The following is an 11,366-nucleotide window of genomic DNA, read 5'->3' as shown; positions in this document are numbered from 1 at the left end:
GAGCGTGCCGGGCCATCACTGGGTGGTGTCCAATCCGTCGGGCCGGCTCCCTGCGCCGGCCCGACGGATTGATTTGAGGGGTTGACGCTGCTGGCTCATTGCCAGGCTGTCGATATTTTTGTTCGTCATCGCTAACGGCACAGGTGCGCTGGATTGGACGTGCTGCAGCTGGATGCCTTGCGCATCGCGTTTCGCAGATTGAACGTGGCAAGCGTTGAGTATGCTGCGCTCGATCTACGATGTTGGATGGCTGTCTTCCGCCGTACCCTCACCCCAACCCCTCACCCGGGGGGAGAGGGGCTTACGCATTCGACGCGTAAACATCATTGCAGGCGCGTCACGCCGCCTCGGCGATCCGTCGCGCACGACGCGCGCGCACTGCCATCGCCAGACGTTCCAGCACCTGCACCGAGCTGTCCCAACCGATGCAGCCGTCGGTGATGCTCTGCCCGTAGGTCAGCTCGCAGCCTGGCAACAGCTCCTGACGCCCACCAACCAGGTGGCTTTCCACCATCACCCCGACGATGCGCGTTTCGCCGGCTTCCAGCTGACCGGCGATATCGTCGACGACCTTGGGCTGGTTTTCCGGATTCTTGCTGCTGTTGGCGTGGCTGGCATCGATCATCAGGCGCGCCGGCAAGCCGGACGTGTTGAGCACCTGACTGGCCGCTTCCACACTGGCCGCATCGAAGTTGGGCACCTTGCCGCCACGCAGGATCACATGGCAGTCCGGGTTGCCCGCCGTCGCCGCCACCGCGGTGTGCCCGTCCTTGGTGACGGCCAGGAAATGATGCGGATGCGAGGCCGCACCCACGGCGTCCACCGCAATCTTGACGTCGCCGCCGGTGCCGTTCTTGAAGCCCACCGGGCACGACAGCCCGGAGGCCATTTCGCGATGCACCTGGCTCTCGGTGGTGCGCGCGCCGATCGCGCCCCAGGCCACCAGGTCGGCGATGTATTGCGGGGAAATGATGTCGAGAAATTCCACACCGGCCGGTAAGCCCAGATTGTTGATATCGCGCAGCAGCCCGCGCGCCACGCGCAGGCCCTTGTTGATCTGGAAGCTGCCGTCCAGATCCGGATCGTTGATCAAGCCTTTCCAGCCGATGGTGGTGCGCGGCTTTTCGAAGTACACCCGCATCACGATTTCCAGCGCGTCGCCGAGCTGATCGCGCAGTGGGCGCAGGCGCTGCGCGTAGTCCATCGCAGCGACCGGGTCGTGGATCGAGCAGGGCCCGATTACCACCGCCAGGCGGTCGTCGCGCCCATGCAGGATCTCGTGCAACGCGGCGCGCGAGTTGGTCACGGTTTCGGAGGCGCGCTCATCGCACGGCAGCAGGGACAGCAGCTGCGAAGGCGGTGCAAGGGCTTCGATCTTGCGGATACGCAGGTCATCGGTCACAGGCGGCATAACAGTGTCTCGGTGGGCGGTGTTGCATCAGGGAGCCAGGCATTGCGGCAACAAAAAAGCCGCCAGTGTGCGCTGGCGGCTTTTCGGGAATGCTGCTGAAGTTTCCTTCAGGGTGAGCGCACTCCTTCCTCCGCCAGCGGCATCGGAAAACCGTAGTACCAAAAATAAAACTGGCTGCGGGGTGCGTTCATGGGATGCATTGATACCACGCACTTTTGCGCGTTGCCACTGTTTCATCGGCAACGGACGAGCGCGCCGGTCTGGCAGTTCTTGGTTTGACAGCGCCGCCGCTGCACGCGTGTTTCCCCAGCGTCGCTGCAGCCGTCCAGGTCCATACAAGTACTGCTTCCCGGACAAACTTCTAGCGCCAAGGCACCAAAAGTATCGTTTCACTTACGGCGCTTCATCTAGCCTTGATATGTAAATTTTTCCTTATAAGTCAGGCAGTTGTAATTCCTTATAAATTTATGTATCGTTTCACCAATCGTTTCAACGGCATCTGCATGCCACAGCCCGACGCAATAGAACGCCTGGTCACCACGCTGCGCATCAATGGCCCGTTGCGCGGCGCCGAGCTTGCGGCGCGTTTGGGAGTGAGCAAGGCAACACTTTCGCGTCTGGTTGCCGCTGCAGGAACTGCGGTGCGGCGTTACGGCAGCGCACGCGCCACCAGTTACATCGCCACGGGCGAGGTGCGGGGTGCGCGCGCCTGGCCGCTCTACCGCATCGACAGCGATGCCAGCGTTGTGGCGTTGGGCCAGTTGCATGCGCTCCATCAGGACCACTTCTTCGTGGAGCTGCTGCAGGAAAACCCCGTGCTGCTGCATTCGCCGCTGCATCTGGGCGTGTTCGAGTCGTTGCCCTGGTTTCTGGATGACCAACGCCCGCAGGGATTTCTCGGGCGCAACCTGGCACATCGCGTCTCCGGGCCGTTGCGGCTGCCCGAAAATCTCACGCTGTGGTCGCCGAGTGACGCGCTCATCGCGCTGCTGTCCGACGGTCACGACCAGCTCGGCGACCTGCTCGTTGGCGAGCAAGCGCTGGCTCGTGCGCTGTCGTCGGTCGACCAGCCTGATGACATCGACATCCAAGCGCGCCCGGAGGCGTATCTCGCGCATGCCGATGCCGCACTGCGCGGCGAGGACGTCGGCTCGTCCGCTGCAGGCGAACAGCCAAAGTTCACTGCGGTGCTGCGCGAAAATGGCGTGTATCGCCCGGTCATCGTGAAGTTTTCCGACCGCATCGATCAGCCTGCCGGGCGCCGCTGGGCAGATCTGCTGCAGATGGAACATCTAGCCAACCAGGTGCTGCTTGCCGGTGGCATCCCTGCCGCAACGACGCAGCGACTACAGGCAGGCCAGCGCGTGTTTCTCGAATCCACGCGTTTCGATCGCACACCGACGCTGGGCCGACGCGGTTTTGTCTCGTTGATGGCGATCTTTGCCGCGTTCTACGGGCAGTCTCAGGTCGGGACATGGCGCGCGCTCGCGCCGCTGCTCAAGCGCGATGGTTGGCTGAGTTCGGAAGATGCCGAGCGCCTGGAGGTGATCAGCTGGTTCGGCGCGCTCATCGGCAACACCGACATGCATCTGGGCAATGCAGCATTGATCCTTGCCGACACGCGACCGTTACGGTTGGCTCCGGTGTACGACATGTTGCCGATGGCGCTGCGGCCGGCATCCAGTGGCGAAGTCGTGCCCAGGGACATCGAGATTCCAGCGCCCACGGTCGGTCACTTCGCGCAGTGGCGACGTGCCGCAGAGATGGCCGAACAGTTCTGGCAGCGCTGCATCGACGATGACGCCTTGAGCGATCAGATGCGCGACATCGCCGTGCGCGCCTTGGCAAGCCTGCGCCGCACCGCAGCGCGTCTTGCCTGAGGGCGCGCTTTGCCTGCGCATGCCACCGCAATGCGCCGCTGCACGCCACGGCGATGAGGCCGTGGCGTGCCACACGGCAAACCTCACTCAAAACGTAAACACGTATTCCGCCGCCACTTCGCGGCCGATGGGGTTGAACAAGGTGGTGTTGTAGAAGCCGTAGCCGTAGAAGCGCTCCTTGTTTTCGTAGCCCACTTCGTTGAACAGGTTGTTGACGTAGAAATTGACCTTGGCGTGGTCGGTGATCTTGTAGCCGGTGCTCAGGTTCCAGTAGATCGCCGGGCCTACGCGGCCGAAGTAACGTTTGCTGGTTTCGCCCAGATGTACGTTGGCGGTATCGGTCACCAGGCACTCGTCGGAGGCGCTGGGTTGATAGCCGTCGTCGAAGCGCGCGCAGGTGCCCCAGTTGACGGCGCGCATCGAGCCAAGCCGGCGGAAGTACACCGTCCAGTCCCAGGCGCCGCCGTTGTCCCAATGCGCGCTGCCGCGCACACGGCTGCGCACGCGTTCGTCGCGGCGGTTTTCATCGCTGTCGGTGCGGTAGATCTGCTCGCGGTAGGCGATCAGGTTATTGTAGTCCAGCGACAGCTGGAAGTTGCCCCAGCCTGCAGTGGCAAGGCGATATTTCAGCGCGGCATCGATGCCGGAGGTTTCCATCTGCGCCAGGTTGATCGGGCCGCGCTCGATGCTGGCCAGGGTACCGTCGGCATTGCGTGTCACCCGCGAGGTGATGGTGTCGCAATAGCCCGCGCCGCCCGGATTGTTCCAGGTACCACCGCTGATGGTGGTGCCGGTGCGGCAGCCGGCTTCGGCCGACAGGATTTCGTCGCGATCCAGGTCCTTGATCATTTCCTCCAGCTGGATGCGGTAGTAATCCACGCTCAACGACAGCCCTTGTGCGATGTCCCACACCACGCCACCGGTGAACGAGCGGCCGGTTTCCGAGCGCAGATCCGGGGTGCCGCGACGGTTCACATCCACGGTGTAGAAGATGTTGTTGTTCTCGTCGTTGCAGCCGCCGGTGAGGTAGGCGCCGGAGGAAATGCAGCGGTACTGGTCGATCACGGTCTGGTTGGTGGAACTGGGTTCGCCCAGCACGTAGTGCATGTCCGGTGCGCGGAAGCTGGTGGCCACGGTGCTGCGCACCAGCAGGCTCTCCACCGGCCGCCATTCCAGGCCCGCGCTCCAGGTGGTGTCGCTTTGCGTGCCGACATCGGTCGGAATCGCGGCAGATGAGCGGTAGTTGCCGTAGCGGTCGTAACGGCCGGCCACATTCGCGCTCAATGTGGAAATCAACGGAATCTGAAATTCCAGCCCGGCCGAGCTGCGCAGGCGTTCGCCGCCACCGCTGTCCACCACGTCCACCGGGTAGCACTCGTTGGCGCATGGGTCCGGCGAGAGTTGATAGCCCTGCTTGGCGACCTCGGCCACGGTGGCAAAGCGGATCGGCCCGGCCCAGCCCTGCATCACATCGCCGCTCAAGCTGAAACTGGCTTGATTGACCCACGAATAGGCCGAGTTGCGCGACTTGGCCACCAGGTCGTCATACTGGTTCGACGACAGCGGCGAGTACAGCCGCGCTTCGTTGATCGCATAGATCGGCGCGCCATCGGCTGCGGTGCCGGTAGGGCTGCCAAGGAAGTACTCGGTGGCGCGCGCGGTATCGACGGTGCGGATGTATTCGTCCACGGTGTAGCGCGAGCGGCCCACGCTCAGCTCCCAATCGAAGCGGTCTGCCCAGACCCCGCGCAGGCCGGCACTGAGGTCCCAGGATTGTTCCTTGTTGTAGTTGGCCAGCCGGTCCCAGCCGCCGGCTTCGCGCCGGGTGAGCTGACGGATCAGGTTCAATGAGCGCCCGGTGGCCGCGTCCTGGAACGGGCCCAGATACGCGTACGGCGGGTCGTAGGTCCAACGGCCGATGCTGCGGTTGGCCGAGAGCGTGGCCCAGGCTTCGGTGGCCTCGCCGAATTTCCAGGTGCCGTAGAGATAGGCCGAATAATCTTCGCTGCCGGTGACCAGACCCCAATCGCCGTAATCGCGCGCCACGCCACAATAGTTACCGGCATTGCTGAGCGCGCCACTGTTCTGGTCGTAGCTCAGCCGCTGGGCATCGACGAACTCGCCGCCGAAGCGCGCACAGGTGCCCGCAGGCGGCGCCAGGCGCTCGTTGGTGTTGGCATCGACCAGGCTCAGGCCGGTGAACGGGTTGAAGCCGTACAGGCGGTTCTGGCCGGTCCAGTTGGAATAGGACATGTCGTCCGAATCGTCCATCTGCGGGCGATCGCGCCCGCTCAACGGGTCGCGCCTGGTGGCCTGCAGCGCGTAGGTCAGGCTCCAGTTCTCGCCGGTGCGCCCACCTGCCCAGGAGACGTCGAAACTGTCGCGCCCCCCTTCGGTGGCGGTGCCGCCGCGCAGCCGCACCTGGTCGCCCTGATAGTCGCGCTTGAGGATCACGTTGATTACGCCGGCCACCGCGTCGGAGCCGTAAATGGCCGATGCGCCACCGGTGAGGATGTCGATGCGCTCCACCGCTGCAGAGGGAATATTGCTGTAGTTGGAGAAGTTGCTTTCGCCGCCGTACGGCAGAGGGTAATCGGCCACGCGGTGGCCATTGACCAGCAGCAGGGTGCGGCCCGGGCCGAGGTCGCGCAGATTGATCGGTGAGGCGTTGGGCGTGTGCGAGCCCCACTGCGTATCGGCTTCCACCGAGCCTTGCTGATTCATGCTGTTGAGCACGTCGTAGACGGTGGCAAACCCTTCCTGCTGGATCTGCTGCGCAGAGATGGTGACCACCGGCTGGGCGCCTTCGACCTGCGCGCGCTTGATGCGCGAACCGGTGACGCTGACTGCATCCAGGGTGGAGGTGGCGCGCGGTGTATCCGGCTCGGTTTGCTGGGCCATGAGCGGTGGCGCGACGGCGGCCGTCAGCGCTAAGGACACGGAAATCGACAAGGCAAGACGATGACTGCGGCAGTTCATAAGATCCCCGGGAGAAGCCGGACGTGGCCGGCGTGGCAGTGCACTGCAACGACGTCCGCCAGCGATGCATGCACCGCTGCCCCTTGTCCGATGGCCCTCCGACCGCTCGGCGCAAACGCCTGCCCAGCGACGCTAAGGCTGCGATGACATCGGTGTCAACAGGTAGTCGCAGAGTGTGACGGCGATCGACGATGCGGCGGGCTGGGGGTGCCCCCACCACGATTTCTGCGCACCCAGCGCACTCGACCCTGCGCAGGTGGCAACAGGTCATGCGAGCACAAGTTGCCACCGTCCTGCGTTGCTGGTTCTTCCTGCAACGCAGGAGTTCGCATCGCGTTATGCCGGCCGGGCAGGCTTGTTCGAATGATGCATGTGCGCCAGCCAGTAGCCGCTGGCCGCTCCCTCCCATCAAGGAACCCCCCCATGGAGATCAAGAAACAGCAAACCGCAGGCCCCTCTTCTCTGGCGCCATTGCACGACACCCTTACCGACAGCGCTCCGGTCGCCGACGCCACATCGCCGACGCAAACGCCGCTCCACCCCAGCCTGTCGGCGCTGACTCCGCGCAGCCGTTCGCGCGCGTCCACCGCCGACTCCGAGCACGGCGCTTGGCCTTTGCCCTCGCACGACGCCGAACCGCCAGCCCATTCACCCGAACACGCCGCCGGCCCGTCCACCGCCGCCACGCTTGCCGCCCGCGCAAACGCTGCATTGGCAAGCGGCGTTCAGCAGGCTTACGCTGCGGTATCGAAGGGGGCGTCCAATCTTTGGTCGCTGGCGGATCTGCGCACCATGCTGCAGATCCATGCGGACGATCCTGCATTCCTGCAGATGGTGCGTCACACCGACCCGGAACGGCACGCGCCGCACGGTCTGGCCGCGTGCCGCCAGCAGATCACCCAGCTGCGCGATGTCATCGAAGCGGCAACCGGTCTGGAAGCACGCTTCCGTCAGCAATTGCTCGGCGACATCAAGGCCGTGGAAGACGCGCTGCAGCCGCTGGAGCATGGCACACCTGCGGCCGGGCGGGCGCTGAAGTCGCTGGCCAACCTGGTCAATCTGTGGCCACTGGTCGTCCCCAGTCCGTTTCTGGGCAACCAGGCCAAGACATTCGCCTATTCCATCGCCGCGGCAACCAAGGGCGTGATGACGCTTTCGGCCTCTGCACTGCGCCCCACCGCCGACGGGCTTCCGTTCCCGTTGATGGGCGGGCAGCTGGGGCGCGACGCCAACGAAATGCACTTCTACGCCATTTTGCTCAACGGACTGTTTCTCACCACCGAACTGCCCAAGAAATTCGGCAACCCGTCCATGCGGCACCAGGCCGAAGCAGTGGAAAACAACCCGGGATTTGCCGCGGCCGCATCGACCGCGTGCGCGGCGATGGTGCTCACGCCCTTCCTCTGGAACAGCCTCAACGTGCTCGGCAATCGACTGCAACACCAGGTGTCGCATCTGGGCGCCCAATTCGCAGAAAGCGCCGGTTTTCAGAGCCAGGCGCAGCGGTTGCGTGCACGCCTGACGCCCGGCCAGATCAGCGCGCAATTGCGCACGCAACTCAACGAGATCTGCGCCGCTCTGGAGAACGGCCGAGAAGCGTTTCAACAGGCACGTCGCGCGTTCACCGACCCGAGCCAAGGGCACGAGCTCACCCGCACGCTTAATGCCCAGTGCACGCACCTGCTGGAGACGCTGGACCAATGCAGCAAGCGACTGAGCAGTGCGCTACAAGTGGACCGGAACCAGGACCAGCCAGCCACCATCCCGCGCCAGGTCACCAACCACGACATTGCACCCAAGCTGGCACTGGCGTCGCTGGCGGCCGGAGTGACCGGGCTGACGGTCTACCTGATCCAACCGGATCGAATCGGCACGGTCGACCTGGTTGCCGACTCTATCCTTGTAACGACCGTGATGATGCAGTCGGCGCTCAACGCACATGCGACCCGCCAGGACGCAATGGAGCGCTTCAAGGCCATGTGCTCCGGCAGCTTGGTGATGGCGCTGGCCCTGGGCGTGGAGAAACTGTCCAAGACCTTGGCAGACAAGAGCCTGATCGAATCCTCGTCGGCATCGCCTTACTACGCCGGCGCGATCATGTCGCTGATGTCGATGACCATGCCGGGCCCGATGGCGCGTGGCGCAGAGCTGGCGATGAACTGGGGCGGCGCTCAGGTCATGCGGGTGTTCAAAGGGCCCGACGGCACCACGCTCGCAATCCGTAGGCCGTCCTCGCCCGAGGAGCTCATCCAGAACGTGGAAGACACGGCCAGATATGTGCAAAGCCTGTCGCCGGACCAGGCACAGGAGTACGCGCAGCGGGTCGGCGAGATCGCCCTGCAGGTGATCGAGGACGCCGGCGCGCAGGCGCAGACCAGGCCCAGCAGCAGCGTCACGATCACCGATATCGACGATATCGCCGATATCGAGGAGACGAACGACGACGCTGCGTTGGCCGCAGCCAGTGCATCGCCTGAGCAACGCTCGCCTGCGCACGCGCATCGGTCGCCGGATCAGGCCGCAAGCAGCACAGCGCCTTCGTCCTGACGGGACGAGCGCCGGTCATCGGCAACTGCCGCATGCATGCGCAAGCGTGAGTGACGCGCATAAAAGAACCCCGCCATTCGGCGGGGTTCTTTTACTGCAACAACCGAGTGGCGTGGATCAGAAATCCATGCCGCCCATGCCGCCCATGCCACCGCCGGCCGGCATCGCCGGCTCGTCCTTCTTCGGTGCATCGGCCACCATGGCTTCGGTGGTGATCATCAGGCCGGCGATCGAGGCTGCGTTCTGCAGCGCCGAACGGGTGACCTTGGTCGGGTCCAGGATGCCGAATTCGACCATGTCGCCGAACTCGCCGTTGGCCGCGTTGTAGCCGTAGTTGCCGGTGCCTTCCTTGACCTTGTTCAGGATCACGGACGGCTCTTCGCCGGCATTGGCCACGATTTCGCGCAGCGGGGCTTCCATGGCGCGCAGGGCGATCTGGATGCCGTGGGTCTGGTCTTCGTTGGCACCGGTCAGGTTACCAACGGCCACCAGCGCACGCACCAGGGCCACACCACCGCCCGGGACCACGCCTTCTTCGACGGCTGCACGGGTGGCGTGCAGGGCGTCTTCGACGCGGGCCTTCTTTTCCTTCATTTCGATTTCGGTCGAGGCGCCGACCTTGATCACTGCAACGCCACCGGCCAGCTTGGCCACGCGCTCCTGCAGCTTTTCGCGGTCGTAATCGGACGAGGTGTCTTCGATCTGGGTCTTGATCTGGCCGACGCGGGCTTCGATCGCGGCCGAGTCGCCGGCGCCATCGATGATCGTGGTGTTTTCCTTGGAAACCTGCACCTTCTTGGCGCGGCCCAGGTCCTTGATGGTGGCCTTCTCCAGCGCCAGGCCCACTTCTTCGGAGATCACGGTGCCGCCGGTCAGCACGGCCATGTCTTCCAGCATCGCCTTGCGACGGTCGCCGAAGCCCGGTGCCTTGACGGCCACGACCTTGACGATGCCGCGGATGGTGTTGACCACCAGGGTTGCCAGCGCTTCGCCTTCGACTTCTTCGGCCACGATCAGCAGCGGCTTGCCGGCCTTGGCCACGCCTTCCAGCACGGGCAGCAGGTCACGCACGTTGGAGATCTTCTTGTCGTGCAGCAGGATGAACGGGTCGTCCAGATCGGCCGACTGGCTCTGCTGGTTGTTGATGAAGTACGGGGAGAGGTAGCCGCGATCGAACTGCATGCCCTCGACCACGTCCAGCTCGTTTTCCAGGCCCGAGCCTTCTTCAACGGTGATCACGCCTTCCTTGCCGACCTTCTGCATCGCTTCGGCAATGATGTTGCCGATCGACTCGTCCGAGTTGGCCGAGATGGTGCCGACCTGGGCAATCGCCTTGTCGTCGGTGGTGGGCTTGGAGATGTTCTTCAGCTCGATGACGGCGGCCTTGACGGCCTGGTCGATACCGCGCTTGAGGTCCATCGGGTTCATGCCGGCGGCCACGGCCTTGGCGCCTTCGCGGATCAGGGCCTGGGCCAGCACGGTGGCGGTGGTGGTGCCGTCGCCGGCGTTGTCGTTGGTCTTGGAAGCGACTTCCTTGACCATCTGCGCGCCCATGTTCTCGAACTTGTCAGCCAGTTCGATTTCCTTGGCGACGGAGACGCCGTCCTTGGTGATGGTCGGCGCGCCGAAGCTCTTCTCGAGCACGACGTTGCGGCCCTTCGGGCCAAGGGTTGCCTTCACGGCATTGGCAAGCACGTTGACGCCACGAACCATACGGGTACGTGCGTCTTCACCGAAACGAATGTCTTTAGCAGCCATTGTCTGAAACTCCGGGATTTGAGATTGGGGATTGGGAATTCGCTAGAGCGGGTTCCGGGAGGGATGCGGGATCAGCTGCGCCAAGCGCACTGACCAATCCCGAATCTCGACTCCCGAATCCCGCCGTCAACGGCTTGAGCCGATGACGGCCAGAATGTCGTCTTCGCGCAGCACCTTGTACTCGATGCCTTCGGCCTTGTAGCTGCTGCCGGCGTACTGGCCGTAGATGACCTTGTCACCGACCTTGACCGCCGGCGCGCGCACGCTGCCGTTGTCCAGCGGCTTGCCGGGGCCGATGGCGACGACTTCACCCTTGGTGGACTTTTCCTTGGCGGAGTCCGGGATCACGATGCCGCCGGCGGAAACTTCGTCGGCTTCGATCGGCTTGACTACAACGCGGTCGTGAAGCGGCTTCATGCTCATAGAGAAAGACCCTCTTAAGTGTTTGATTGTTCTGGAAATTATCGGCGATGTTAGCACTCGCATATGACGACTGCCAGCACAGCGCGCGGAAAAAACCCGACTGAGCGGGTGCGGGCCAGAGATTGTGCTGCGCGGGCGGCTTTCAAGGGCTGGGCGCAAAAAATTTTTCGTCTGCGCGGTCTCATCCAGAGGCTAGGACAACTGCGGCGGCGGCCCGCAACGCGTCCTGCGCGTGCGCATCGGCAGCGGCGGCAGGGCCGATGCAGGCGCTCCTTGCCCGAAGCCACACCGCGCGAAGCAGCGCCGCCGCTGATCTCCCCGCAGCCTGCGCGTGCCCCATGCCGCGCAGGCCCAGGCGCGCATCCAGT

At 64.1% G+C, this 11,366-nt stretch carries 7 protein-coding genes; 2 read left to right on the top strand and 5 right to left on the bottom strand.

Annotation, left to right across the window (positions count from 1 at the left end; all coding sequences use genetic code 11):
• Positions 1-337: 337 nt before the first annotated feature.
• Both M3O59_RS02690 and M3O59_RS02685 read right to left on the bottom strand, forming a co-directional pair.
• Positions 338-1,411 (bottom strand): 3-deoxy-7-phosphoheptulonate synthase, encoded by a 1,074-nt coding sequence (locus M3O59_RS02690; RefSeq protein WP_064629916.1) that lies wholly within the window; start codon positions 1,409-1,411, stop codon positions 338-340.
• 27 nt (positions 1,412-1,438) lie between these two features.
• On the bottom strand, positions 1,439-1,648 hold the full coding sequence (locus M3O59_RS02685; protein ID WP_147308500.1) for a hypothetical protein: 210 nt from the start codon (positions 1,646-1,648) through the stop codon (positions 1,439-1,441).
• Between the two features lie 230 nt (positions 1,649-1,878).
• Between M3O59_RS02685 and yjjJ the strand changes: the two genes are divergently transcribed.
• Positions 1,879-3,291 carry a type II toxin-antitoxin system HipA family toxin YjjJ gene (gene yjjJ / locus M3O59_RS02680; RefSeq protein ID WP_372367706.1) on the top strand — a complete coding sequence of 471 codons (1,413 nt, stop codon included), beginning with the start codon at positions 1,879-1,881 and terminating at the stop codon, positions 3,289-3,291.
• An 87-nt stretch (positions 3,292-3,378) separates the two neighbouring features.
• Here yjjJ and M3O59_RS02675 read toward each other — a convergent pair whose 3' ends face one another.
• On the bottom strand, positions 3,379-6,192 hold the full coding sequence (locus tag M3O59_RS02675) for a TonB-dependent receptor plug domain-containing protein (RefSeq protein ID WP_181920560.1): 2,814 nt from the start codon (positions 6,190-6,192) through the stop codon (positions 3,379-3,381).
• 501 nt (positions 6,193-6,693) lie between these two features.
• Between M3O59_RS02675 and xopX the strand changes: the two genes are divergently transcribed.
• Complete coding sequence (xopX, locus tag M3O59_RS02670) at positions 6,694-8,817, top strand: XopX family type III secretion system effector (RefSeq protein WP_116905934.1); 2,124 nt, start codon at positions 6,694-6,696, stop codon at positions 8,815-8,817.
• A 117-nt stretch (positions 8,818-8,934) separates the two neighbouring features.
• Here the strand turns inward: xopX and groL are convergent, their stop codons facing one another.
• Positions 8,935-10,575, bottom strand: coding sequence for a chaperonin GroEL (gene groL, locus M3O59_RS02665; RefSeq protein WP_064629907.1), 1,641 nt, complete (start codon positions 10,573-10,575; stop codon positions 8,935-8,937).
• Positions 10,576-10,701: 126 nt separating this feature from the next.
• Positions 10,702-10,998: a co-chaperone GroES gene (locus tag M3O59_RS02660; protein WP_064629906.1), complete on the bottom strand. Its 297-nt coding sequence runs from the start codon at positions 10,996-10,998 to the stop codon at positions 10,702-10,704.
• Positions 10,999-11,366: the final 368 nt, after the last annotated feature.

This window comes from Xanthomonas nasturtii, assembly GCF_023337365.3.
In the GTDB taxonomy this organism is placed as follows: domain Bacteria; phylum Pseudomonadota; class Gammaproteobacteria; order Xanthomonadales; family Xanthomonadaceae; genus Xanthomonas; species Xanthomonas nasturtii.
The sequence above is the reverse complement of the archived record's forward strand: the minus strand, read 5'-3'. Positions and strand labels throughout refer to the sequence as shown.

What these genes read in the sequence shown, in the direction of transcription:
- xopX (WP_116905934.1), top strand. Translation starts at nt 6,694, where the DNA reads ATGGAGATCAAGAAACAGCAAACCGCAGGCCCCTCTTCTCTGGCGCCA.
- M3O59_RS02685 (WP_147308500.1), bottom strand. Translation starts at nt 1,648, where the DNA reads ATGAAACAGTGGCAACGCGCAAAAGTGCGTGGTATCAATGCATCCCAT.
- yjjJ (WP_372367706.1), top strand. Translation starts at nt 1,879, where the DNA reads ATGTATCGTTTCACCAATCGTTTCAACGGCATCTGCATGCCACAGCCC.
- M3O59_RS02690 (WP_064629916.1), bottom strand. Translation starts at nt 1,411, where the DNA reads ATGCCGCCTGTGACCGATGACCTGCGTATCCGCAAGATCGAAGCCCTT.
- M3O59_RS02660 (WP_064629906.1), bottom strand. Translation starts at nt 10,998, where the DNA reads ATGAGCATGAAGCCGCTTCACGACCGCGTTGTAGTCAAGCCGATCGAA.
- groL (WP_064629907.1), bottom strand. Translation starts at nt 10,575, where the DNA reads ATGGCTGCTAAAGACATTCGTTTCGGTGAAGACGCACGTACCCGTATG.
- M3O59_RS02675 (WP_181920560.1), bottom strand. Translation starts at nt 6,192, where the DNA reads ATGGCCCAGCAAACCGAGCCGGATACACCGCGCGCCACCTCCACCCTG.